The organism is Aeribacillus sp. FSL W8-0870 (assembly GCF_037963755.1).
GTDB lineage: Bacteria > Bacillota > Bacilli > Bacillales > Aeribacillaceae > Aeribacillus > Aeribacillus composti.
The window spans coordinates 1,636,871-1,661,852 of the sequence record NZ_CP150165.1 but is presented as its reverse complement, the minus strand read 5'-3'; the positions used below and the strand labels follow the sequence as shown (position 1 = coordinate 1,661,852).

Sequence of the window (24,982 nt, the reverse complement as noted above, 5' to 3'; positions counted from 1 at the left end):
ATAGGTATTTTATACGGGAATAAGGCTCTGACTCATAAGGGTCTAATGGTATTATGTCAAGAAAATAGGACACGTAAAATCGAGAAAAATTTAAATTCCTACTACCGTACTTCGTTTGGTGACCTCTTGAGAAGGAGAACGGTTTGGTAAACCATTCCCCTTCTCAAGAGGAAAGATGTCCCTTATATCGTAACTTATGGTGAGAAACGTTTCTGCTTTTTGTCTTGCCGATGCATCTTCTCATACTCCATTGGGGACATGTACTCATTAGCGGAATGAATTCGCTCGGCATTATAAAAACACTCAATGTATTCAAAAATCCGTCGCTTCTTCCCTTGTCGTAAAGGTTTCGTGGAAAATGAGTTCTTTTTTCATGATGCTGTGAAACGATTCGGCACATGCGTTGTCATAACAGTTTCCCTTTCGACTCATGCTCGTCTGTATGCCGTATTGCCTCAACATGGCTTGGTATTCATTCGATGCATGCTGGCCCCCTTGGTCCGAATGGTGAATCAGACCAGGTTGAGGACTTCGCTGATGGATGGCCCGGTAACTCCTTTGTCATACGCTCGGAAAGATACCAGCCTACGATTTTACGAGAAAACAAATCCATGATGGAGGCTAAGTACAACCAGCCTTCTTTCGTCCAAATATACGTAATATCCGCCACCCATACTTGATTCGGCTCATCTGCTTCAAACTGCTGATTTAATAAGTTCGGATACACCGGCCAATGATGCTTCGAGTTCGTGGTTGCCTTATATTTTTTCTTTGTTTTTGAACGAATATCACCATCTTTCATGATTCTGGCGACCGTCCTCAACCCCTTGCTTCTGAAGGATTTTTGTGATTTTTGGGCTGCCATACGTTTCTCTTGACTCGATGTGAATCTTTTTGATTTGCTTTTTCAACGCTTCCTGTCTTTTCTTTTGTTGACTTTCTGGGCGTTTGACCCATGTATAATATCCACTTCTTGAAACACCTAGGACTTCGCACATCTTCGCCACACGAAACTCCTTTCTATGCGTATGAATGAATTCATAAATTACTTCTGGTTTTTGGCGAAGATGCTCATGGCCTTTTTTAAGATGGTGTTTTCCTCCTCCAGATCCCGAATGCGCTTTTGAAGTTCACGCTTTTCTTGATCTTCTGGTTTAAGGTTTCCGCTTCCGACAAAACTATGTTCGGCATCTTTTTTATAATCTGCGACCCATTTATGAAGAGTTTTTGGTGAAATATCGAGTTGTCTTGCGATTTGAGCGACCGCCTTTCCTTCCTCGACCACTTATCAAAACGTCTAGCCATTATAGACACTCCCTATGATTGATAGATTTACTGTACATTTCTCTATGTTGCTCTCTTAACTCAAACACTCGTTGTACGGCTTTGGCTTTATCCTCGTCGACTCTTAACTGGACAATAAAATTAAGGTCAAGTAGACTAAACACCAAATTTGGGTATACTGAATTAAGGTACAATTTGAATATAAAGGAGAGACTAGAACAGGATACGTGAAATTTATGGGTAACAACAGAGATGGTAAAACTAAATTTGAGTTTGTAGGTACGAACAATAATAGTGAATTACCACTTATCATACTCAAAGTGGCAAGAAGTTTTGGAAAACTATAAACGGCAAAAACATTCCGATAATCAATTCTGTTGAGTAAGAAGAGGGGGTTAGAGATGGAGTATTTTGCATTAGTTAAAAGATTAGACCCGCATATAGAAGAAGGAAGTCACCTTAGAGGTGGAAGGAATTGAATTTACAGGCTTCTCTTCTGTATGTCCCTATGAAATTGAAGTAGGAAAAAGTTATCCTGGTATTATGTCAATAATATGGACACAAAAAATTAAGATTTTCACTTTGAACTCTACCGCGCTTTCGCTTGGTGGCCTCTAGATAAGATTGAGAGTTTCACTCGCAATCTTATCTAGAGGTTGTAATATCTTGATTCCTACTGTAATAGAGTTTTTCATACGCAATAGGAGACATATAATTATTAGAAGAATGAATCCGTTGATCATTATAAAAACTCACAATATATTCAAATATGCTTTGTTCCGCTTGCTTACGAGTTTGATAGTCTTGAAGAAAAACAAGTTCTTTCTTGATTACGCTATGAAACGATTCCATGCAAGCGTTATCGTAACAATTTCCTTTTCTGCTCATACTTGTCTTGATATGATGTTCACGTAATAACTTTTGATAATCTTTAGATGCATACTGGCTACCGCGATCTGAATGATGGACCAACCCTTCCTTAGGTGGTTGAGTTCTTATTGCTCGTTCTAATGCTGTTATTACTAACTCTTTGTTCATTCTTTTACTCATATACCAACCAATAATCCGCCTTGAAAACAAGTCCATTATCGTAGCTAAATACAGCCATCCTTCACGAGTCCAAATATACGTAATATCCCCAACCCACACTTTACCTGGTTTGTCTACTTCAAACTGTTGATTTAATAAGTTCGGATAAACTGGCAAGTTATGCTTCGAATTGGTTGTTGCTTTATACTTTTTCATAGTTTTTGAGCGAATATTGTTCTCACACATAATACGGCTGACCGTCTTTTGTGAGACCTTCGTTCCTTGTTCGTTAAGTACCTTTGTAATTTTAGGACTACCATATAGGCCTCTTGATTCTAAATGTGCACGTTTAATCTTAGCTGTTAGCTTTTCTTTTCGTTTCTTTTGTTGACTCTTTTCACGCTTTTTCCAAGCATAATATCCACTTTTTGCAACACCTAATACTTGGCACATCTTCGCTACACGAAACTCGTGTTGGTGTTTTTCAATGAAGTCATATATTACTTCTGGTTTTTGGCGAAGATGCCCATAGCCTTTTTTAAGATTGCGTTCTCTTCCTCCAAATCCTTTATACGCTTATTTAATTCACGCATAGCTGCATCCTCAGGTTTTAAGTTGCCACTCCCAACAAAACTATTTACTGGATCCTTTTTATAATCACTCACCCATCTATGTAAGGTTTTTGGTGAAATATCTAGTTGTCTAGCCGTTGCTGTAATTTGTTTTCCACCTTCTAAAACTAATTTTACTGCTCCTTCTTTAAATTCTTTATCAAATCGCTTTGCCATTATGGCCACACTCCCTTGAATTATTATATTAACTATAAACTTCTCAATTCTGTGTGTCCATAATTTAGACTAACACCATCCTGTCTCAATCGGTTTTACAATTTTAGATGAGTTAGAGATTAGAGTAATATACGATGAGAAGAAGAATTGGAGCGTATTGGCTCGGGTTACTATATTCGAGGTATTTTAAATAAGGACTCAATAGACGCAGGAATAACGATCCTAGATGAAGATGAGTATTTTGCTGATTATCTAGGTTTAATTGGAAAGTATTTGGAGTTGCAAGTTTTTAAAAAGATCGGATTAACCCCCGAGTTTTGGATATAGTTACTCTTAGTCTATCTTTTTCTTAAAATAGTTTTTTTTGGTGGCCATGCAGATCCAGGTGGAACATTTGCTATAACCTCTCAGGCAGTCAATAGGATACAGACTAAAATTGACTTAGCTTTACTTCCAGAGTGGAAAATACAAAAAACTATAAAGGTGTAATTGAAGTTCCAACAAGAGCTGTATTCGTATAACAGTCAAGTAATAGTGATGTTGTTGATGATCTGTGATTATCCCTGCGACTGCAGAGCATTCGCATACAAGGCAGCTTAGTTAAAAATGGGGTGTTTCGTACACGACTATTTCTTCAGACGGATCTTAGTTAGGATTAAACTCTGTAACTCCTTCACCATAAGCGATGTCGGACGGGTTTCAATTCCTCATAGTTAAGATAAAAACTGATGACGGTACAAAAACGAATGGCGGCAAATAGCAGTTTCAATTCCTTATAGTTAAGATCTAAACCCTAAAATTGCTTGATAAATCAACATTCGACATGATTTGAAAATTCCTTCTTCTAATTCTCTTGACTTTCTCTTGACTTTTGTAAAACCGTATTTTCTTTTAAACTTAACAAATTTCAGCTGTTTTCTCTTTTTTTCATTTTGTCGTCGACCCCCTACGACTGGAGGTCGACGACACCGGTATGACATTTTTTGCATCTAATCGATGTCGGGATATTCGCGAAAACAGACGTGTTGAAAGCGGCGTATCGTTTCTACTGTGCCGTCGGGCTTTACTTCTTCAACGACTTTTCTTTCCGTTGTGGCATAATACACCGCATAACCGTTCTTTTTGAGCCAATAAACAAGGGAAAAAGTGGCGCCAAATTCCCCTTGAACGATCACTTTATCCCCCTTTGCCAGCTGGTTGGTTAACCATTCTTTGATTTCTTTTAGGAATTCGTTTTGCCACGGACCAACAGGCGGAATATTCATCCATTGCTTTTTTAAGGGTTCAGGAAAATCGATGAAGGATTCAGCGTTGAACCGCTGGCAAAGTTCCTGCTTTTGTCCTTCTGTTAACTTGTGTGACATGATAACCAATACTTTCATTTGCTACGACTCCTCTGGGTTTGTAGTGTGGAATAAGGATACTCACGGGGGAGCTGCTCAATTAATCTCTTTCCATTACTTGAGAAAAAAAGTTTCTCTGTTTCTTTAATGAACTGATGGGCTTTAGTGATGACATCTTCGCTATTATTTTCAGATAAAAACCCGGCATGGGCGATGTCATTGCGAAATTTAGAAACACATTTGTAAAGTTTATGCATTTTCTGATAATGCTCGTTTGAATTTGTTTGTAAATAATGATTAATCAACTTTTTAATGTTATCCCGAACTATACGTTTCCCAACATCTAAGTTTCTTTCCACTTTGCTATAAACATAGGCCACATGGGTAATCATCGATTCTGCTAGACAAATATAACCGTTGGCATACCGTTTATGATCAAAAAACCACTTTGCCAATTGGAATTGGAATTTGGCATCAGTGTCAGCTCCTTTAAAATAATCAAAAAAACGATTCAAATGTGGTTTAAGGTACGGGAAAATTGGTAGACCGTTTTTATGCTCGTATCCTTTTTCAAAATTGGAGCGAAATTGATCCACTTTACTTTTTAAACTTTTAATGTGGTTTAAATCCGCCAAATTGGATATATGTTTTAAGCTTTCTTTATAACCCTCATGATCGATTAACTCAGCGAAAAGATCCGCATGACCATAATGAATAAATTCATAAACCCCCCGAGTCCATTGGGTCACTTCAAACAACGCCTTCAAATCAACAACAGGAGTCACATTATCGTTTTTTGCTTCCAACATGCCATAGTATACACCCGACAGCTGAATGTTTTCGTCCTTTCGCAAGGTTTGCACAAAGTCAATCAACACAAACAAAAACAGGGGAATCGAACGAAAGGAATGAGTGATGTCTAAATACACTTCATCACCGGGCTTGATAAGCTGGCTAAATTCCATAAAGATCAGAAAATTTTTTATAATCTCTTCTGTATTTTTTCCATTTTGAATCAGCTAGCAACAAGATCCCCCAGTTGCTGAAGGGTTCATTTTTTTCAAATAACGGTCAATCGCTTCATTGACACAGGTCAGATCTGCTTCCGTTAGCGTTCCCTTTGATTTTTTTTCATCAAGTTCTAAGTACACGTCTTCTCCATACGAATTTTCTTTTACTTCACCAAAATAATAATAAACTTCCTCCCACATCGACTGATCCGTTCCAATCATAAAAATTTTATCCAATTGCAGATGTTCACTTAATGCCGATGTGATAAACGAAGTGTCATACCCCTTATCACTGTTTGCAAATTTATAAGTAGTTTTTATGTATTTTCCTCCAGCGGTTGTTTTTTCTTTTTCCCGTATCCCTTTACCGAGGGGCGAGATGAGTACTTTTGCCATTATTTGATCTCCTCTCTATTCTTTCATGACATGCCCCCACCATCTCCCTACACTTGATGGGGGCACGGGTAAATTCTCTCAAACAAAAGCTTCTTTTGAAAAAATGAAGGAAACGCTTTAACGCTTAACAGAGATTATTATTTTTCTTGTCGATATATTTTTTTCAACTGATCCGCAAGGGCAGTGTTTATACTTTGAGTCCGATCGTTTACTTTGTGTTTATTGGAACAGTTTGATGGATTTTTCTTTTTTGTTTTGTACGACTGGTGATTATTTTTTTGCTTGCTTTGACGTTGCTCTTTTTCGTTATTGAGCAGCGATTGAACAGTCGGTAATACGAGGGTTTTTTTATAATTATTTAAAGGCATGTAATTCATTTTACTATGCGGAAGCGGCGACCAGTCTTTCATTTTCAAGAAAATCCTAACACTTTCCTGCTGTTCAATATCAATGCCGAATGTTTTTTGTACATATTGCTTATACTTTTCAATGTAATCAGTCGGCGAAACGAGCTTCATCTTTAAATCGAAAAAGGTGGATAAATGATATAAGCTCGCCTCATTTTTGTAAACGAAAACGGAGAAATGATCAAAGGCAACGATGGGGCTGTCCGAAAAGTCGATTGAATCGACCTTGGGCTCAGCCCTTTTTTCTGTTTTTAGGGTACAAAAAAATCGTCCTTTTTTATAGAATGAAATTGACCAAAAAACATTCTACAGAAAGGACGATTTCTTATGAATAATCAAATGACTATTCAAGAAAATTATAACACGCAATTAGAAATGACTCTAGAGGGTATTCAAAAAATAGAGGTTCAAAAGAATAAGAAACGCAAAAAACTAGTTTTCCAACCTTATTGCAATCGTCAAGTCATGAGCATTTTAGATATCGAAATGTATATTCCTGAAAATCATGTCGCCCGTTTAGTGGATGAAATGGTGGAATCGATTCCGGATGAAGTGTTGTATACTCATTATGTTGGTGGGGGTCGTGCACCCTATCACCCTAAAATGTTATTGAAAGTGATTTTATATGCGTACACTCAAAATGTTTATTCAAGTCGGAAAATAGCGCAAATGGTGAAAGAAAATCTTCCGATGATGTGGTTGGCGGGATTGCAAACCCCTGACCATCGCACAATAAATGATTTTCGTAGTGTTCGTATGTCAAACATGATGGATTCTGTATTTGAACAATTTGTCCTTCAACTAGTAGAACAAGGACTTATCGACCTCGACCATATTTTTGTGGATGGTACGAAAATAGAAGCGAATGCCAACAAATATACGTTTGTATGGCGAAAATCCGTAGAAAAATATGATCAGAAACTACGAGCCAAAATTCAATCGTTTCTACAAGAAGCGCACCAAATCGCCTTGGAGGAATTAAAAGAAGAACAATTAGAAGAAGAATTAGAAAAATCATCGGCACAACTTTCTGAGAGAATAGAAGCTTTGGAAAAAGATTATAAACAGGAAGAAGACAAAGAAAGAAAAAAAGAACTTCGCTCTAAAAAATCCCAACTCACCAAACAACTGAAAACGATTCAAACGGATTATCTTCCACGATTACGAAAATACAAAGTACAAAAACAGATTCTAGGTGAACGAAATAGCTACTCGAAAACCGACCATGAGGCCACTTTTATGCGAATGAAAGAGGACCATATGAAAAACGGCCAACTCAAGGCGGGTTATAATGTTCAACTCGCCACACAACATCAATTTATCGTGGGATTTGAAATTTATCAAAATCCAGGAGATACTCGCTGTTTCCAACCATTTATGGAAAAGTTATTGGAATCGATGCCGAAGGAAAAGAAACTCAAGTATGTCATTGCCGATGCAGGATATGCGAGTGAAGAAAACTATTTATATGCGATTGGCGAAGAAAAAGAACCTCGTTTTGAATTATTAGCCCCATACCAAACCTATTTGAAGGAACAAAGTAAAAAGTTTAAAAAGGATTTATCAAAAGTACAAAACTGGAAATACATCGAAGAAGACGATTGCTTTATCTGTCCGAACAATCGGAAAGTCGTATTCAAGTATTATCAAAAAAGAAAAAATGCATCTGGATACATACAAGATTTGAAAGTGTACGAGTGTGAAGATTGTACGGATTGCCCGTTGAAGAATGGGTGTACGAAAGCCAAAGGAAATCGTCGAGTATATTGGAACACGATTTATGAAGAAATGAAAGCGAAAGCCAAAGCAGCTCTTGGTGACGAACAAAAGGCAGCTCTTTATGCGAAGCGTAAAGTGGATGTCGAAAGTGTGTTCGGTAACATCAAGGGCAATTTGCGTTTCACTCGATTTCTGTTACGGGGGCTTCATAAAGTCCGAACAGAATTCGGGATTGTGGCAATGGCCCACAACATACTGAAATGGGCCGCAAATTCCCAAACCAATTTCAAAAATAAGGAAACAGAGCGAATGGAAAAACTCATTGTTTTCTCCATTCGCTCTGTTTTTATGGACTTTTTAGACAAGCCCTCCGCTTCTCCCAGCTGATTGCCAGCTGTTTCTACATTTACTTTTACAACTCCAAACATTCTTTGCAGAAAGCCTTGTGATATGGAAATGCCTTGAATGCGTTCAAAAGGAATGTACCGTTTTTTTCTTACAAAAACGCCATATTCGATTCGCAATTCCCCTTCTTCCAAACGATAGGTAAAGCGAATCCAAGAAACAATTCCAATGACAATCGTATAAATGATAATGGCAAACGGCACGGCGATATCCCACATAGAGGAAATCGTTTTATTCCCGACAATAATGACGAGAATGATCGGTAAAATCGCGTCTTTCAGTTGTTTTACGATATTGGCTACAACGGAAATGGGGTGCAGTCGTTTTTTCTTAGACATCTTCATCCGCCACCCTCGCCAATCTGGAAATAGAATAACGCAGCTCCTCCGCTTCCTCCTCATCAAGTGCCGGAATTTCATGCACCGTTGCGGCAGTGGAAATGGTGACGGATGCCAGTCTGTATTTTTTTAATAATGGCCCTTGACTTGAATCAACATGCTGGACCCGAATCATTGGAATCAATGTACGTTTCACGACAAACAGTCCTCGTATACTAAGTTTCAGAAAGTTTTTTTATCGAATTTCCAGTCCGATACGCTCCTTGACAATCGCATATCTTGGGTGGTTGCCTTTGTGGGAGGGGCGCGCCCCTCCCACAAAGGGTTCAGCGTACCGGGGTTGGACTTTTCGCAATGTTCCTGGATAATGGTCTTAGGATCATCGGGGATACTCTTCTCACTCCTGTAGCTTTGACTACTTGTAAAGTCTGTCTCCTCGGCCCCTGTTTGGACGTCTAACCCGCAGGCTGTTCCCGTTGGTTTTCCCCATGCTGGAAGGAGCAGCTTCCAGGGCAGCCCATGGTCCAACGTGAGTTCTCATATGCGAGGGTGACTGGTCAACAGGCGCGATCCGGGGGCATCCCGAAGAGTCCTACCCCTCGATCCTACAACAATAGGAGGTGATCTCATGAAACTCTACGTCGGGATCGACGTGAGCTCACGCGACTTAGCCACCTGCATTATGGATCATGAAGGAAATACGTGCGCACGCTTCAAAGTGGATAATCATCTTCTGGGCGCCACCTTCCTTCGGGATCAAATCCTCCTGTGGGCTAACAAGCGAAAGCCAACCGAAATTCTGATCGGGATGGAAGCCACCTCGGTCTACAGTTGGCATCCAGCTATGTTTTTCCACCAGCAGGAGGCCTTGCAGGCTTGGAACGTCAAGGTGTTTACGATCAATCCAAAGCTCATTCGCAAGTTTAAAGAAGCCTATGTCGACTTGGAGAAAACGGATGACATCGATGCTTGGATCATTGCGGATCGGCTTCGCTTCGGCCGTCTGAAGATGACGGCTGTCCTCAAGGAGCAGTTTCTCGCGCTTCAGCGACTGACACGCATGCGATATCATCTCGTCCACCAGTTAACCCGTGAGAAACAGTATTTTCTCCAGCACTTGTTTTACAAATGCAGTTCCTTTACCCAAGAGGTGGACAGTTCGATCTTCGGACATGCCATTCTCGAACTGCTGCTTGAGTCGTGGAGCCTCGATGACATCTGCCAAATGGATGTCAAGCAGTTGGCCGACTTCCTGCGCCAAAAAGGGCGCAATCGCTTTGCCGATCCGGAATGCATCGCCAAGTCGATTCAAAAGGCGGCCCGTTCGTCGTATCGGTTGTCCAAGTGTGTCGAGGATTCCATCGACTTGCTGTTAGGGCTGTCGATTCAATCAATCCGCAGCCTGCAATCGCAGCTCAAAGAGCTCGATAAAGCCATTACCCGCCATCTTGAAGGCATTCCGAACACACTGCAAACCATCCCAGGCATCGGACCGGTTTATACCGCAGGCATCCTGGCCGAAATCGGGCAAATCGAGCGGTTTCACAACCAGGCCGCCTTGGCAAAATATGCCGGCTTGACATGGTCCAAGCACCAATCGGGCCGTTTTCAAGCCGAGGACACCTCCCTCATTCGTTCCGGCAATCGCTATCTCCGTTACTACCTAGTGGAGGCTGCCAACTCGGTGCAACGGCATGATGCGACGTTTCGTGCGTACTACCGGAAGAAGTATGAGGAAGTGCCCAAACACCAACATAAACGAGCCCTCGTCCTCACCGCTAGAAAACTCGTGCGTGTGATCGATGCGCTGCTACGCAACGGTCAAATCTACACGCCAAGAAAGGGGGAAGATCGATAAGAGGATCGATCTGGTATACCAATATCAACCTTTAGACCCAGTTTATTACATGTACCAATACTGGGTTTCTTCAGTATTGCCTTTTTTCGGATCATCGGACAAGGGAATTTCCAATTTCTATGATTTTTCACCTTGACATATTACCGCAGGACTTTTTGAATCTCGATTTCCTGTTCACGCACTTCATAACGCCATCTCCGCCAACGCAATGCGGGAATAAAGAAGATAAAAAAATAGCCTTCTCCAATCAATATAATAATCAGCATCGGAATAATCCATTTCGGTCCGTCAAAAACGATAATAAGGACAATGATAGCCGCAAAGACGATAAAAGAAACGGCCAATCCGATCATGCCGTATATCCGCCATACCGATAGCGCTCGTTCGGAGATTCTTTTTCCGGGCTCTCCATTCATGATTTCTCTATCCCCCTTAAACAAAGACAATCCATCGACGTAATGGTTATACGTATTTAGTATACAAGAAGTTTCCATCTTTAACTATCTGTTACTGTAGAATAACAAACTTTTGGAAAAGCAGGAAAATGAGCATGTTTCAAGAAAAATTATAGGATCGAAGCCATTGGAGAACGTGAATGATAAACCACTACGCTTATATTGTTCGTTCGCTGCGAAACCATCGCCCTTGCCAAGGCATTTGGTTTATACTGCAGCTCCTTCATCTTTAATACTTTTTTCACGCGTCTCTGGACTTGCAACCCCTTTTCCCGAAATGATGCGCGAAACCGTCGACTTCGAAACACCAGCCCTCAACGCGATGTCTTTAATGGTGTAGCCCACTAAAGTTAGCCTCTATACCGTTTGGTCCGGTTCGTTTTCAAAGCCTCATTCCAAGATGGATATTATACATGCATTCATTTGTCAAATCATTTGCAACTTCGTCATGAAAAAAGGCACGAATCAAATCCGTGCCTTCCGCCGTAACGAATCTATTTTTTTTAAAACAGCGTCCATATCCGCGCTGGCTGTTTCTGTTTCCCATCGATGGCGTCATCGGATATAAACAAAAAAGCCAGGCGGTCATTTTGCCTATGCCGCATGGTTTAATGAAACAATCCGCTTTTTTTCGCTTTCGCATGCAGCGAATGCATGTATTTGTTCAACGGTTCTTTCAGAAGCGTACCTAATAAGAGAGCCAGGACGGCAAACATCATGAGACGAACCGCATCGTTTTTCACTTTTCCCCACACAATGCCGCCGACTGCTTCGCGCATCAAATCAATCGCATACGTAAACGGCAAAAACGGGTTGATGTTTTGGAAAAATTCCGGAATAAGCTGAACCGGATACGTCCCCCCTGCTCCGGCGATTTGGAAAACGAGCAGGACGATGGCCAGCGCCTTGCCGACGTCGCTGAATACTGATACGAGCGTAAAGACAATGACAATAAACACAAAGCTGCATAACAGCCCAAAGAGGATGAACCAGCCGGAGTCATGAATATAAATATTCTTTAAAAGAAATACATCTCCTAACGTGACAATAAGCGCCTGAATACTGCTGCATGTCCAAAACGTCAGCAGCCGGCCAAAATAAATTTCTCTGCTGGTATACCCTTCTGCCTCATAAGGTTCGGTAGAAAGTAACGACACTAACAGCAGACAGCCCACCCATATGGACAAGACGGTATAAAACGGGTTCATCCCCGATCCATAGTTCGGAAGCGGAAACAATCTATGCGTCTTTAAGTCGACGGGATGGGCCAAAAATTCACCTTTTGCTCTTGGATCATTTTTTAATAAACGAATGATGTCGTAGATGTTTGTCTCTTTTTTCAATTTTACAAGAAAGGAAGCGATATCGTTGACTTTCCGCGCAAGAAACGGATACTGATCGCTTGCCGTCTGCAACATTTCTTCCCCCTGCTTGAGACCGCTGCCGGCGTGCTGAAGAAACCGCTCTAATTCCAGAATGGTGTTGGCGATGTCCGCGAGTATGCGGCGGGCGTCTTGAAGCGTCTGCTTCGTTTCGTTCTTTTTTTCTTTCATGAGTGGTGCGATATGTTGCTCGTATTCATTCATCACCCGATCGACTTGCTTTACCGCAGCTGCCGCCCGCTCATTTAGGTCGGTGAGAAGATGGTTGCCTAGCTGCGCCCCGTTTTCACTTTGCTCGTACGCTAACTTGGCAAGGCGTTGTGCTTCTCTTAAATTGGATTTTATGCCTGTCAGACGGCCGGACAATTGTTCCATATTGGCGGAAGCCGTGCGAGAGAAAGCTCGCTTTTCGATCATGTTATTGAATATGCGAAGCTGTGTTTGCGCTTCATCTGCCATTTGTTCCCCAGCTGCGGCCATGCTCTGGACGTCGGAAAGCCATTGCCGCTGCTGGGCAAGGGAAAGGTTTTCTTGCAGCTTGTTAGTTACGGCATAGATGGACATGGCGATTTGCTGCAGCGTACGCAAATTTTCCGTGATTTGCGGCGTCAATGTCTTTGCTTTTGCTTCCGCTTTCGTGAAAAACTGATTCATTTCATCAAGAAACGCAATGCCGCTGTTGACGATCCGTTTCGCTTCGGGAAGCGTTTTTTCCGCTTTATTGACGAGCCGTTCCGCCTCTTTCGCGTCGGACATCGATTGGTTTAACAGCCGCTTGATTTCCGGCAGCTTCGTCTGCAGCTGAAAAATCAGGGTCTCAAAATGGCGAATATCTGGCAGCTGTTGTTCTAATGCCACCCCCGCTTCATGAAAGATAGAAAACAAAACGCTGTTGACAACAGCGACAAATTGATCGCTTACTTGCTCGGTGATGGTGCTTGCTCCTTTGGATGTGATTCTCGGCGCAATCGCGTTCTTTTTGTCATTTTCATAGTAATGAATGACGGCCTGCTCCGGCCTATCTTGCACAATGGTAGCCAATTTTTCTGAAAAATCGCTTGGAATGACGATCGTCGCAAAATAATCGCCATAGCGGACGTTTTTCATTCCTTCTTGTTTGCCAACAAATTTCCAGCCTAAGTCATGATTGTTTCGTAGCGCCCTAACAATTTCTTTTCCGGCGTTAAACGCATGTCCTTGAATTTTTGCCCCTTTGTCTTCATTGACAATTCCTACTTTAATGTTTCTCGTGTTGGCATACGGATCAATAGAAGCTTCGATATTCACCCACGCATAAAGCGATGGCAGAAGAAGCAATCCGCCTACCAATACCGCCGCTACCCAGTTTGTTGCTATTTGCTTCATATCGTGAACATAAAGATTCCATATCTTTTTCACGAACCTCAACTTCCCTTTAGTGTGATTAAACTGCTTTTGTTAGTATAAACCAATGAAAAAAAAACTAAACATAAGCGGCGGATTGGAAACGAGCACAGTATGTTTACAAAAAACTGCTGGCTAACCAGCAGATGATGTATAAAATTTTGTGTAAAGCATTTTGCTAGACCAAAAGAAAAAAGGTAGGGTATTCTCTGATTTGGACCACAACACATTCCAGAGAAAGGAGAACCCTACCTATGTCTAAAAGAAGTATACCGAATGTCGACTGGGCAAATCAACTGGAAAGTGTCATTCGTCAGTTTGTAAAGGAAAAATTAGAACTGATCATGCGGGAAGAAATCAAGAATTTCCTCGAAATAGAACAGGCCGGAACATCAAATATGAGAAACGGCTACTATCAACGAAATCTAGATACGCAATATGGCCGGATTGAAGGTCTTTTGGTCCCTAGAGACCGAAACGGAGAATTTCAAACCCAATTGTTCGCTCCTTACCAACGCCACACCGGCTGGCTGGAGGAAGCCATCATCAGGATGTATCAAAGTGGCATGAGTACGCGTGAAATTGGCAAGTTTATTGAACGAATTTTAGGCAATGCCTATTCTCCCGCAACAATCAGTCGTATTACCGATGTCGTGAAGGAAGACATCGAGAAATGGCACACTCGCCCTCTACACAAGCGTTATTCGGTCTTATATTTGGATGGCTTATACGCAAAACTTCGTTGCGAAACCGTGGAGAAAGAAGTCATTTATGTGGTGTTAGGGGTGAATGAAGAAGGGTATCGCGAAATTCTTGATTTCTTTGTGGGAGGACAAGAAAGTGCCTATGTATGGCAGGAAATTCTTCAAAACCTCTACAAAAGAGGCGTCAAGGAAGTGCTTCTGGGCGTATTCGATGGACTACCGGGTCTAGAGGAAGCCTTTAAGGCGGTGTATCCGAAAGCCGATGTACAGCGTTGTGTCGTTCACAAAGTCCGTAACAACTGCGGCGGTATTTCACCCGATACGCCAGCTGGCTCATCACGCTTTCAGCCCTCCCCATCGGATACATGCCCGTTGTGTCCACTCCTTGCTCCTTCAGCCATTCCCGGTAATCACGGATGCATCCCGGCATCGATTCAATCCGGTGGATCAAGGCAGCCAGCTGTTGTTCTTTCGCTTCGTCCCCCAGCGTGCCGAGGGCGCTGTTCAGTTCCACAAGCAACCCCTCTTCATCCTGCTTCGCCAGCTTTTGCCGAATCGCCTGCCACCGTGGATGGCCCGAGAGGCATTGGCGCAACTCACGCGCCACGTGGAATCGATCCAATTGGAAGCAGACCCGTCCTTTGAAATACTCCCGGCATGCGGTAATCCATGGAGCGCCGTCCCCGTTGATGACAAGAAGATCCCGACACGGATCATAGGCATATTCGTTCATCAAAAATTCCTCGAAGCCTTCCCACACCTCCCTCTTGCCCTCATGGACGTAATGGCGCTGATTCACGAATTCGATCCGTGAGCCGTTGCGCTTCCACCCTTCGTGAACGGTCAGGATTTTGTCTTCCTTGGCCCGTTTTCCCTTCCCTTGGCGAGAGACAAACAGTCCATCGGCCTCCACAAACAGCACCCGTCCATATCGCTGGTCAACCGGGCAGTGCAGCGGAACTTCAGCCTCGAGCACCAACTGGCGGATCGCCTCATGGCTCATCACCGGATACCCGACCATCTGGGCAAGCGTATGAGCCGCTTTGCGATAGGAAGAGCACTCCATAGCCAATCCCACCGCTGTTTCTTCTAGACAAGGGCTGATTGACTGTGATCCATCAAACGCTAAAAAGGAGTCAAGCAAAAACGTGTAACGGTTTTGTTCTCGGTCTAAATAGTAGTTTCGCTCAAAGGTAACTTCGCCAAACAGGGTTTGAATCGTGGTGCGTCGTTTGTCTTTCAAGTGGTACCGGCGCTTGTCCCGGGTTTCCGCCAATTGTCGGTCGATGTCCTCCAACAGAGCCGTAAACAGCTCAGCGAAGGCGTTTTGCAGGGCTCGAAACAAATCAAGTTCGATCTCTTTCCATGTCAACGAATTTGTGGTAAGATGTTGTTGAATATTCATGGGACTCTCTCCTCCTGTTTGTGGTGTGGTCAATGAACATCTTACCAGGGAGAGAGTCCTTTTTTCATGTTTCCTGCTTGGGATCCTACCGCGCTTTGCTTGGTGGCCCCGATGAGGGGGATTCTAAGAATTTCTCCCACAAACATTTTACTCACACGATGCGAGACAAAGGATTACCAAGCTGCTTAAGCAAGTCGTGAAGCAACTTCTCTAAATATTCGTAACTTTTTCTTCCGTTTCCAAAATTCCATACCGTTCTTTTTCAATTTCCCGCCCTGCGTGTTCGGTGCCAAGGCAATCCCGAACCGAATAATCTTAAGGGTACCAATAATACGGCCAGTATAAATGTAATGGTCGGTCCGATTGACCAAGCGAGTTGGGTTGCTCCCACTCTGAATGCCTGTTTATCTTTTTCAGAAATTCGATCAAAACAGAAAAGCAGATGGCAAAGAAACTGTCGTTTACTCTTTTTTTCGGGACTTTTCAGACAGCTCTTACTATGTTAGTATGTTTTGGTCTTTATTGACATGGAGTTTTAAGTTAGTTCAAAAAACAGATAGTCGAAAAAAGCTGCTGCAGAACATGTTATAATATGATATTCATGTACAAATATGAACAATAAAGGTGGGATTCGTCATGAGATTTGGTATTATAGGAACAAACTGGATTACCGACCATTTTATAAAAGCTGCAAGCGCACACCCAGAATTCTCCCTCGGCGCTGTTTATTCGAGAACAATGGAAAAAGCAAAAATGTTTGCCGAAAAATATCAGATAAAACACGTGTACACCAACCTTGAAGAAATGTTTCAAAGCGGCAATATTGACGCCGTTTATATTGCATCCCCCAACAAATTCCATGCCGAACAAAGTATTTTGGCCATGAAAAATAGAATTCACGTTCTTTGCGAAAAGCCGGCAGTAACGTCCGTGCAAGAAATGGATGAGGTCATTCAAACGGCCAAAACTTACAATGCCATGTTTATGGAAGCGATGAAATCAACCGTTACACCGACCTTTTTAAATTTAAAAAAACATCTTGACGAAATCGCTCCGATCAGACGATTTGTTTTCCATTACAATCAATATTCTTCACGATATGATAAATATAAAGAAGGAATTATTGAAAATGCCTTTAAACCGGAATTAGGAAACGGTTCGAAAATGGATTTGGGTGTATACTGCTTAGCACCGATTGTTCATCTAGTCGGCGAACCAAAATCCATAGTAAAAAATCACTATTACTTATCCACCGGTGCAGACGGTCAAGGAAGTATGATTTTAAATTATGATAATTTTGAAGCAGTCGTAATGTATTCCAAAATAACAGACTCCTTTTTCCCTAGTGAAATCCAAGGAGAAAAAGGTGTTATTGAAATTGACAAAATCAGTGATCCGAAGAAAGTTGTCATCAAATATCGAAACGGTGAAATAAAAGATTTGACCGTGGAACATAAATTTGAAACGATGTATTATGAAGTAGAAGAATTTATAAACTGCGTGAAAAACGGCAAAATTGAATCCGATATAAATAGTCATGAACGGACAAAACAAGTTGTGAAGCTGTTGACGATGTAGTGAAATTCCTAACGCCAGTGGAAAAATGCTAATGAAATGAATCGCAATCGACTTAGACGGCACACTTTTAACAAATGATCATATGATTAGCGAAAAAAACCGTGAAGCAATTGTAAATACACAAACAAAGACAAAGCCTCTTACCCATTTAAAGGTTGACTTCAACCTCGTCTGCTTCGTACGAACGTACACAAACAAAGACAAAGCCTCTTACCCATTTAAAGGCAGAAGAGGCTTTCTGTTTTTCTTTCCGCTATTTTCTTTTCCGCACGTTCAATCATTGTTGGCACGGCTCTTTTGAAACATAAATAATTGGCAATTTGGCTGTATGATAAATAATGGCCTCCAGACGTCAAACAAACTTCTCTCTTTCGTATTGCTTGCAATTCCTCATAGTGAAGATAAAAACCCCAAAAAAGTGTTATATACGCATTTCATTTTTAATGCTTGATTGATTATTTCCAGGGAAACTTTGCCAATCCTTTGATTTGCATCGGTTCAACAGAGATTTTTGCACGATTGGGGGAGACGACAGTTGGCATATTCAAATCACTGAGACCGTCTTCTGTAAAATAGCCACCATCTCGGAATATGAACTGATTTTTGCCGCGATTGACGGAGAAAAATATTGGAAAAAATGGCTTGACTTAAACATCCAATTCGGTAGAATAGAAAAAATATTGAATCTTTAAAATTTTGAAGTTAGGAGACTAAACTAAAATGATATTACGATTTCACTATGCTTGGGTTATTTTATTTGTCACGTTTTTATCTCTTTTAGCCGTTCAAGGTGTTCGTCTTTCTTTCGGGGCTTTTGTTGAACCTTGGGAAAGGGAATTTTCAATGGACAGAGGGACAGTATCGCTAATTTCGACATTAAGCTTTATCGTTTATGGACTTTCCCAACCATTTATAGGAAGGTTAGTTGATAAATTTGGGCCTCGTATAATCCTTTCTGTCAGTACTTTTTTGGTGGCAGTTAGTATTCTATTAACAGCTTTTGTCCATCATCCATGGCAATTGTTTATTCTATATGCCATATTTGTATCACTTGGGGTTGGCGGAGCGTCAAACGTGGCTGCAACAGTAGTCGTTACAAACTGGTTTAATGAAAGACAAGGATTTGCTTTAGGGATTGTCGAAGCAGGGTTTGGAGCCGGACAAATGCTGTTGGTACCAGGATCTCTATTATTAATTCAATGGTTGAATTGGAAAGCAACGGTCATCATCTTGGGATGTTTTTTAATGATTGTTGTGTTTCCAATTGTCCTGTTAATTTTACGAAACCATCCTAATGAAAAAGGTATGTTGCCAATTGGCGGAATGGATCAAGAAGAAAGCACAACTGAACAGCCAAGTAAATTCAATGATTTTTCAATTTGGGATGCTTTTCGTAAAAAACAATTTTGGTTCTTGATTTTACCATTTAGCGTTTGCGGTTTTACCACTACAGGTTTAATGGATACACATCTTATCCCTTATGCCCAGTTGTGTGGAGTTCCAACAAGTGCGACTAGTGCAGCAGTAACTATATTGGCTGCTTTTAATATTGTAGGAATACTATTTTCTGGTGTGTTAGCAGATCGCTGGAGCAGTCGAAAAATGCTCATCTGTCTATATGTTATACGGGCATTATCGTTGTTTATTCTATTCTATAGCTATAACCCTCTGCTATTAATTATTTTCGCTATCGTTTTTGGATTGGTTGATTTTTCCACTGTTGCTCCTACGCAATTGTTGGTAACGCAATACTTTAAACAACACTCTGTTGGTTTTATCATTGGTTGGCTATCTTTCAGCCACCAAATTGGATCAGCACTAGGAGCCTATGTGCCGGGTTTACTATACAGTTACCACGGGAATTATAATGTTGCTTTTTATTTTTCAATAATCATATTAGTCATTTCAGCAATCCTCACCTTCTTTCTTCCTGAATTTTCTAAAGAAAAGGTAACGATTTAGGAGAAGGCACCTATGCGATTTTTTGGAGACCTCGAACCTGTTGTCACTCGGCAAAAAAGCTGAACAAATTCGTAAGACTGACCTATTCATTTATTTATTGGGCCAACCTCAATATTCGCAGATCCCCTGTTCACATTTTTATTTGCCTAACCAAACTTCCTGTTTCGGTTTTCCGACAAGTCCTTTAAGGCTGCAGATAACGTGCTAAAAAATTTTTTGAAAACTTTTCACGGAACATGATTGCAAAATGGAGGATACGGAAAACGTTCAAAAAAAGCTGTCCAGAAAGTCAAAATCCATTGAAAACGAAACATTATAAACATTGATATATCAACGTTTCTAAAACTTTAAAGGGGCGGCTATAAGCCGGAAAATCGACTTATTAGACAGCCCCCTTACCCTTTCCATCATAATTCAGCCATTGGCCAAGAGGCTTGGAAGCCCGTATGCGCCCGTTGTCAAATACCAATTTCCCCCGTTGAAATGTCGCAAGGATTTTGCAAGGAAATGTATGATTGACATATAAACTATGCTTGTGTTTTTGAAGCAAACTGTTTTTCTCGACTGTGAAGGAGTCTTTTAAACTTATAATCACAAAATCTGCGTCTTTTCCTTTTGCAATTTCCCCTTTTTTCCCGTCCAATCCAAATCGTTTGGCGGGTCTAGCAGATGTCCAATGAATCAGCTTCGGAAAAGGAATGCGATAGCGAACCGCTAGTTCGATCATCGCCATCAATGTAAATTGTCCCCCGCTGATTCCTCCCCAAATTTTGAAAAAATTCGTTTCATCTTCTTTCAAGTTCCATGGCGACGGAGAATGGTCGGATGCGACAAAGTCAATCTGATCTTTTAAAAACAAATCAACCAATTTTTTCTGGTCGCCGGATTCACGCAATGGGGGAGCGCATTTTGCAACTGCTCCAAGCTTTTTCGTATGTTCATGGTCAAACAAAAGATAATGCGGGCACGTTTCCAATGTGACATCAAGTCCTCTTTTCTTCGCTTGCTGGATTTCTTCAACGGCTTCTGCACTGCTGATATGAACGAAATGCAAAGAACAGCCGGTCTGTTCCGCAAATGTAATGGCTTTTCTGACAGCTAGCCATTCCGCCGCAATCGGTCTTGATTGTAAATAATCGTCCGGACCGAATTTTTCTTGCCGCTCTTTTTCTCTCTGCAAAAATTGCACCATTGCGCCGTCTTCTGCATGAAGAGCCAAAATTTTACGCAAGCCGGCGATCGTTTTCATTCCATTCAAGAGCGTATTATCATCAACCGCTGCGAACTCTTTATTGCCGCTCGGGGACATGAAAGCTTTAAATCCGACAACTCCTTTTTCCACAAGAGGCGCTAAATTATTTTCATTGCCCGGAACAAGCCCGCCCCACAATCCAAAGTCAACGAATGACTTTTCCTCGCCTATTTTTCCTTTTTGTCGAAGAGCTTCAAGATCAGTTGTAGAAGGGACACCGTTCAGCGGCATATCAAAAAACGTTGTACAGCCGCCCGCTGCAAGCATAGATGAACCTGTTGAAAAACCTTCCCAATCCTCTCTGCCCGGTTCATTGAAATGAACATGGACATCAATCAATCCGGGAAAAACGTAATGGCCTTCCGCATCCCAAACGACATCGGCTTCCCCGTCAATGTCATCGCCAATTTCAACAACAATGCCGTCTTTAACAGCTAAATTTGTTTTTTTCACTTCGTCATGAAACACAACGCTGCCGTTTTTGACTATAAGATCGTAGATCATTTTTATCAAACTCCATTTAAAATAAAAATTTTTCCATCAGTGCTTTTTTCATGTTATTTGTTATTCATAAGTTCCGGTTCAACTTCTTCTAATAATGAAAAATCAATATAATCTTTCTTATTTGGGATATTTTTGATATTTCCTACACTCAATAAATATTCTCCTACTTCAGAACCATTGCTTTTGTTCATAAAGGAATCGTCGACTTGCATTGTATAAACATTTCTATTCATAATTTCCTTTAACTCGCTTTCTTCTAAATGAAGTTCAGGCGCTAAAATTTTAATTGCTTCTTCTCTATTCTTATTAATGTAATCTGTAGCTTTTATTAAAGCCCTAATGATTGCTTTTACCGTATTCGGATTTTCTTTTAGGAAATCATCCGTTACTTGCAGTGTTGTATGAACACTCATCCAATCAACAGATTTTTCTTTTCCATCAAAATTGTCAACCGTACCGCTAAATAGTAGTTTTCCTCCGCTATTGATAGCCTTCGTTATAAACGGTTCCCAAGCAGCCATTGCATCAATATCACCTTTTTCAAGAGCAGTTAAAGCATCGCTAGGAGCTAGGTTCACAAAATTTATCTTTTTTATGTCAACATTATAATCGTTGGCCATATTTTGAATGGCAATCATTACATCAGCACCACTAGGAATACCTATTGATTTTCCTTCCAAATCTTTTGGAGAATTAATTTCAGCATGCTTGCCCGCTACGACCGCTTGTGTTCCTGCAATTTGTGCAAGCGGAGCTACGATTTTCACCTTAACACCTGAGGAAGCTAAAATAATATCCATAAAATTTGTTTGTAAACTAACCGGAGCACTTCCACCAGCAATCATAGGTCCAATATCTGGTCCGCTTTCAATTAATTGGTTTGTTACGTTTAGCCCTTCTTCCTTAAAAAATCCTAACTTATCTGCAATGATTTGTTGTGAAGAAATTTGCGCATCCCTTACCCCTACTAATGTTATATCCTTCACTTCTAGTTCATCACTCGCTCGTATACTAAGTTTCAGAAAGTTTTTTTATCGAATTTCCAGTCCGATACGCTCCTTGACAATCGCATATCTTGGGTGGTTGCCTTTGTGGGAGGGGCGCGCCCCTCCCACAAAGGGTTCAGCGTACCGGGGTTGGACTTTTCGCAATGTTCCTGGATAATGGTCTTAGGATCATCGGGGATACTCTTCTCACTCCTGTAGCTTTGACTACTTGTAAAGTCTGTCTCCTCGGCCCCTGTTTGGACGTCTAACCCGCAGGCTGTTCCCGTTGGTTTTCCCCATGCTGGAAGGAGCAGCTTCCAGGGCAGCCCATGGTCCAACGTGAGTTCTCATATGCGAGGGTGACTGGTCAACAGGCGCGATCCGGGGGCATCCCGAAGAGTCCTACCCCTCGATCCTACAACAATAGGAGGTGATCTCATGAAACTCTACGTCGGGATCGACGTGAGCTCACGCGACTTAGCCACCTGCATTATGGATCATGAAGGAAATACGTGCGCACGCTTCAAAGTGGATAATCATCTTCTGGGCGCCACCTTCCTTCGGGATCAAATCCTCCTGTGGGCTAACAAGCGAAAGCCAACCGAAATTCTGATCGGGATGGAAGCCACCTCGGTCTACAGTTGGCATCCAGCTATGTTTTTCCACCAGCAGGAGGCCTTGCAGGCTTGGAACGTCAAGGTGTTTACGATCAATCCAAAGCTCATTCGCAAGTTTAAAGAAGCCTATGTCGACTTGGAGAAAACGGATGACATCGATGCTTGGATCATTGCGGATCGGCTTCGCTTCGGCCGTCTGAAGATGACGGCTGTCCTCAAGGAGCAGTTTCTCGCGCTTCAGCGACTGACACGCATGCGATATCATCTCGTCCACCAGTTAACCCGTGAGAAACAGTATTTTCTCCAGCACTTGTTTTACAAATGCAGTTCCTTTACCCAAGAGGTGGACAGTTCGATCTTCGGACATGCCATTCTCGAACTGCTGCTTGAGTCGTGGAGCCTCGATGACATCTGCCAAATGGATGTCAAGCAGTTGGCCGACTTCCTGCGCCAAAAAGGGCGCAATCGCTTTGCCGATCCGGAATGCATCGCCAAGTCGATTCAAAAGGCGGCCCGTTCGTCGTATCGGTTGTCCAAGTGTGTCGAGGATTCCATCGACTTGCTGTTAGGGCTGTCGATTCAATCAATCCGCAGCCTGCAATCGCAGCTCAAAGAGCTCGATAAAGCCATTACCCGCCATCTTGAAGGCATTCCGAACACACTGCAAACCATCCCAGGCATCGGACCGGTTTATACCGCAGGCATCCTGGCCGAAATCGGGCAAATCGAGCGGTTTCACAACCAGGCCGCCTTGGCAAAATATGCCGGCTTGACATGGTCCAAGCACCAATCGGGCCGTTTTCAAGCCGAGGACACCTCCCTCATTCGTTCCGGCAATCGCTATCTCCGTTACTACCTAGTGGAGGCTGCCAACTCGGTGCAACGGCATGATGCGACGTTTCGTGCGTACTACCGGAAGAAGTATGAGGAAGTGCCCAAACACCAACATAAACGAGCCCTCGTCCTCACCGCTAGAAAACTCGTGCGTGTGATCGATGCGCTGCTACGCAACGGTCAAATCTACACGCCAAGAAAGGGGGAAGATCGATAAGAGGATCGATCTGGTATACCAATATCAACCTTTAGACCCAGTTTATTACATGTACCAATACTGGGTTTCTTCAGTATTGCCTTTTTTCGGATCATCGGACAAGGGAATTTCCAATTTCTATGATTTTTCACCTTGACATATTACCGCAGGACTTTATTACTATTTTCACTAGTTGTTGTCGAACTGTTTGAGCCGCACGCAACGATTGCAAACATTGTCAAAAAAACTAGGCAAAAAAGAAAAATTTTTCTCATTTATAATTCCTCCCTTATTATTTTTCTACAGCATTTTCAAATCCGCCTGTTCTCCATTTCAATAGTTTTTTCTCAATCACTTTTAATAACAAGGAAAAAAGACTATATTCAATACCTATTAAAATAATAGCTACATACATATTTAAAATTTTCATATAGTTTCGAGCGTCCACAATAATATACCCTAAACCACTTTTTGCACCCATCATTTCTGAAACCACTAATGCTGAAAAAGCCAATCCTAAACTTATTTGACATCCAGTAAAAATATTTGGTAATGTTGACGGAATAATAATTTTCTTAAATATTTGTCTATCATTTGCGCCTAAGCTTAATGCAGAACGAATATAAGAAGAATGAACACTTTTAATTCCATCAATTGTATTCGTCATAACTGGAAAAAATGTTGTCCAAGCAATTAATATAATTTTTGGAATTTCGCCAATTCCGAACCAAATAATAAATAAAGGCAGCAACGCTAAAGCTGGAATAGGACCGATCATGTTAAAGACAGGCATAAACCAAAATTCAATCTTCTCTACCCTTCCTATCAATAATGCGGCAATCACCCCGAGAAGAACTCCGATTGCAAAGCCAATTACTATTCGGATCGTACTCGACACAATACTGTCTATAATTAATCCTGAATGAAATAGTTCTACACCATTTAGAAATATAAGTGAAGGCGGTGGAAAAAAAACGGGATTTACTATGGAAAAATTTATATTTAATCTTGTAATGACTTCCCATAAAACAAAAAAAGCAATTATTGGAATAGCATGTAAATATTTTTTATTTCTAACCTTGCCCACTTTTTTCGTATAGACAGAAACTGCTTCTTGTCTGGCCGCCATATTTTTCATAAGCTTCCT

General features: G+C 41.5%; 16 protein-coding genes and 5 pseudogenes. 6 read left to right on the top strand and 15 right to left on the bottom strand.

The window, feature by feature from the left end:
• Window positions 1-194: 194 nt before the first annotated feature.
• The 6 genes and pseudogenes from NSU02_RS07985 to NSU02_RS07960 all read right to left on the bottom strand — a co-directional run bounded on the left by NSU02_RS07985 (window position 195) and on the right by NSU02_RS07960 (window position 6,368).
• Window positions 195-1,285: pseudogene (locus NSU02_RS07985) on the bottom strand (IS3 family transposase).
• A gap of 644 nt (window positions 1,286-1,929) precedes the next feature.
• Window positions 1,930-3,101 (bottom strand): IS3 family transposase gene (locus NSU02_RS07980; RefSeq protein WP_249026639.1). Its coding sequence is split into 2 segments (ribosomal slippage): window positions 1,930-2,843 and window positions 2,843-3,101, totalling 1,173 coding nucleotides; the frame shifts between segments, so codons are not numbered across the junction.
• 989 nt (window positions 3,102-4,090) lie between these two features.
• Window positions 4,091-4,483 carry a CRISPR-associated protein Csx20 gene (csx20, locus tag NSU02_RS07975; RefSeq protein WP_339195163.1) on the bottom strand — a complete coding sequence of 131 codons (393 nt, stop codon included), beginning with the start codon at window positions 4,481-4,483 and terminating at the stop codon, window positions 4,091-4,093.
• A complete protein-coding gene (gene csx2, locus NSU02_RS07970; protein WP_339195161.1) occupies window positions 4,480-5,409 on the bottom strand; it encodes a TIGR02221 family CRISPR-associated protein in 930 nt (309 codons plus the stop codon). The genes csx20 and csx2 overlap by 4 nt, the downstream gene beginning before the upstream one ends.
• A 54-nt stretch (window positions 5,410-5,463) precedes the next feature.
• Window positions 5,464-5,850 carry a hypothetical protein gene (locus NSU02_RS07965; protein WP_339195159.1) on the bottom strand — a complete coding sequence of 129 codons (387 nt, stop codon included), beginning with the start codon at window positions 5,848-5,850 and terminating at the stop codon, window positions 5,464-5,466.
• A 137-nt stretch (window positions 5,851-5,987) separates the two neighbouring features.
• Window positions 5,988-6,368, bottom strand: a complete 381-nt coding sequence (locus NSU02_RS07960) for a hypothetical protein (RefSeq protein WP_339195156.1) — start codon at window positions 6,366-6,368, stop codon at window positions 5,988-5,990.
• Window positions 6,369-6,584: 216 nt separating this feature from the next.
• Between NSU02_RS07960 and NSU02_RS07955 the strand changes: the two genes are divergently transcribed.
• The gene (locus NSU02_RS07955) at window positions 6,585-8,363 is read left to right on the top strand and encodes an IS1182 family transposase (RefSeq protein ID WP_339195154.1); all 1,779 of its coding nucleotides are present in this window, start codon (window positions 6,585-6,587) and stop codon (window positions 8,361-8,363) included.
• A gap of 29 nt (window positions 8,364-8,392) precedes the next feature.
• Here NSU02_RS07955 and NSU02_RS07950 read toward each other — a convergent pair.
• Window positions 8,393-8,599: pseudogene (locus tag NSU02_RS07950) on the bottom strand (PH domain-containing protein); the annotation flags it as partial.
• A gap of 112 nt (window positions 8,600-8,711) precedes the next feature.
• Window positions 8,712-8,927: pseudogene (locus tag NSU02_RS07945) on the bottom strand (PH domain-containing protein); the annotation flags it as partial.
• Between the two features lie 420 nt (window positions 8,928-9,347).
• Here NSU02_RS07945 and NSU02_RS07940 point away from each other — a divergent pair.
• Window positions 9,348-10,577 carry an IS110 family transposase gene (locus NSU02_RS07940; protein ID WP_027725928.1) on the top strand — a complete coding sequence of 410 codons (1,230 nt, stop codon included), beginning with the start codon at window positions 9,348-9,350 and terminating at the stop codon, window positions 10,575-10,577.
• Between the two features lie 140 nt (window positions 10,578-10,717).
• Here the strand turns inward: NSU02_RS07940 and NSU02_RS07935 are convergent, their stop codons facing one another.
• The 3 genes from NSU02_RS07935 to NSU02_RS07925 form a co-directional block, all read right to left on the bottom strand.
• Entirely contained in the window at window positions 10,718-10,993 is a 276-nt protein-coding gene (locus NSU02_RS07935; protein ID WP_245566479.1) for a hypothetical protein, read from the bottom strand.
• A gap of 246 nt (window positions 10,994-11,239) precedes the next feature.
• The gene (locus tag NSU02_RS07930) at window positions 11,240-11,377 is read right to left on the bottom strand and encodes a LacI family DNA-binding transcriptional regulator (protein WP_233504918.1); all 138 of its coding nucleotides are present in this window, start codon (window positions 11,375-11,377) and stop codon (window positions 11,240-11,242) included.
• A 263-nt stretch (window positions 11,378-11,640) separates the two neighbouring features.
• Entirely contained in the window at window positions 11,641-13,812 is a 2,172-nt protein-coding gene (locus tag NSU02_RS07925; RefSeq protein WP_339195149.1) for a YhgE/Pip domain-containing protein, read from the bottom strand.
• A gap of 239 nt (window positions 13,813-14,051) precedes the next feature.
• On the opposite strand from NSU02_RS07925, the pseudogene NSU02_RS07920 reads away from it, so the two are divergent.
• Window positions 14,052-14,798: pseudogene (locus tag NSU02_RS07920) on the top strand (IS256 family transposase); the annotation flags it as partial.
• Window position 14,799: 1 nt separating this feature from the next.
• Here NSU02_RS07920 and NSU02_RS07915 read toward each other — a convergent pair.
• Window positions 14,800-15,906: pseudogene (locus tag NSU02_RS07915) on the bottom strand (ISLre2-like element ISGsp4 family transposase); the annotation flags it as partial.
• A gap of 636 nt (window positions 15,907-16,542) precedes the next feature.
• On the opposite strand from NSU02_RS07915, the gene NSU02_RS07910 reads away from it, so the two are divergent.
• The gene (locus tag NSU02_RS07910; protein WP_063386903.1) at window positions 16,543-17,484 is read left to right on the top strand and encodes a Gfo/Idh/MocA family oxidoreductase; all 942 of its coding nucleotides are present in this window, start codon (window positions 16,543-16,545) and stop codon (window positions 17,482-17,484) included.
• 720 nt (window positions 17,485-18,204) lie between these two features.
• Window positions 18,205-19,446 (top strand): MFS transporter, encoded by a 1,242-nt coding sequence (locus NSU02_RS07905; RefSeq protein ID WP_339195146.1) that lies wholly within the window; start codon window positions 18,205-18,207, stop codon window positions 19,444-19,446.
• Between the two features lie 382 nt (window positions 19,447-19,828).
• Here NSU02_RS07905 and NSU02_RS07900 read toward each other — a convergent pair whose 3' ends face one another.
• Together NSU02_RS07900 and NSU02_RS07895 are read right to left on the bottom strand one after the other, a co-directional pair.
• Complete coding sequence (locus NSU02_RS07900) at window positions 19,829-21,202, bottom strand: allantoinase (protein WP_339195144.1); 1,374 nt, start codon at window positions 21,200-21,202, stop codon at window positions 19,829-19,831.
• Between the two features lie 53 nt (window positions 21,203-21,255).
• Complete coding sequence (locus tag NSU02_RS07895) at window positions 21,256-22,188, bottom strand: ABC transporter substrate-binding protein (protein WP_339195141.1); 933 nt, start codon at window positions 22,186-22,188, stop codon at window positions 21,256-21,258.
• A gap of 438 nt (window positions 22,189-22,626) precedes the next feature.
• Between NSU02_RS07895 and NSU02_RS07890 the strand changes: the two genes are divergently transcribed.
• Window positions 22,627-23,856 carry an IS110 family transposase gene (locus NSU02_RS07890; RefSeq protein WP_027725928.1) on the top strand — a complete coding sequence of 410 codons (1,230 nt, stop codon included), beginning with the start codon at window positions 22,627-22,629 and terminating at the stop codon, window positions 23,854-23,856.
• A gap of 271 nt (window positions 23,857-24,127) precedes the next feature.
• Here NSU02_RS07890 and NSU02_RS07885 read toward each other — a convergent pair whose 3' ends face one another.
• A complete protein-coding gene (locus NSU02_RS07885) occupies window positions 24,128-24,973 on the bottom strand; it encodes an ABC transporter permease (protein WP_339195139.1) in 846 nt (281 codons plus the stop codon).
• Between the last annotated feature and the right edge of the window lie 9 nt (window positions 24,974-24,982).

Bases quoted from the DNA above. Each gene is read 5' to 3' on its own strand.
- NSU02_RS07905 (WP_339195146.1), top strand. From the start codon at position 18,205: ATGATATTACGATTTCACTATGCTTGGGTTATTTTATTTGTCACGTTT.
- NSU02_RS07890 (WP_027725928.1), top strand. From the start codon at position 22,627: ATGAAACTCTACGTCGGGATCGACGTGAGCTCACGCGACTTAGCCACC.
- csx2 (WP_339195161.1), bottom strand. From the start codon at position 5,409: ATGGAATTTAGCCAGCTTATCAAGCCCGGTGATGAAGTGTATTTAGAC.
- NSU02_RS07960 (WP_339195156.1), bottom strand. From the start codon at position 6,368: ATGAAGCTCGTTTCGCCGACTGATTACATTGAAAAGTATAAGCAATAT.
- NSU02_RS07900 (WP_339195144.1), bottom strand. From the start codon at position 21,202: ATGATCTACGATCTTATAGTCAAAAACGGCAGCGTTGTGTTTCATGAC.
- NSU02_RS07935 (WP_245566479.1), bottom strand. From the start codon at position 10,993: ATGAATGGAGAGCCCGGAAAAAGAATCTCCGAACGAGCGCTATCGGTA.
- csx20 (WP_339195163.1), bottom strand. From the start codon at position 4,483: ATGAAAGTATTGGTTATCATGTCACACAAGTTAACAGAAGGACAAAAG.
- NSU02_RS07965 (WP_339195159.1), bottom strand. From the start codon at position 5,850: ATGGCAAAAGTACTCATCTCGCCCCTCGGTAAAGGGATACGGGAAAAA.
- NSU02_RS07955 (WP_339195154.1), top strand. From the start codon at position 6,585: ATGAATAATCAAATGACTATTCAAGAAAATTATAACACGCAATTAGAA.
- NSU02_RS07910 (WP_063386903.1), top strand. From the start codon at position 16,543: ATGAGATTTGGTATTATAGGAACAAACTGGATTACCGACCATTTTATA.
- NSU02_RS07940 (WP_027725928.1), top strand. From the start codon at position 9,348: ATGAAACTCTACGTCGGGATCGACGTGAGCTCACGCGACTTAGCCACC.
- NSU02_RS07885 (WP_339195139.1), bottom strand. From the start codon at position 24,973: ATGAAAAATATGGCGGCCAGACAAGAAGCAGTTTCTGTCTATACGAAA.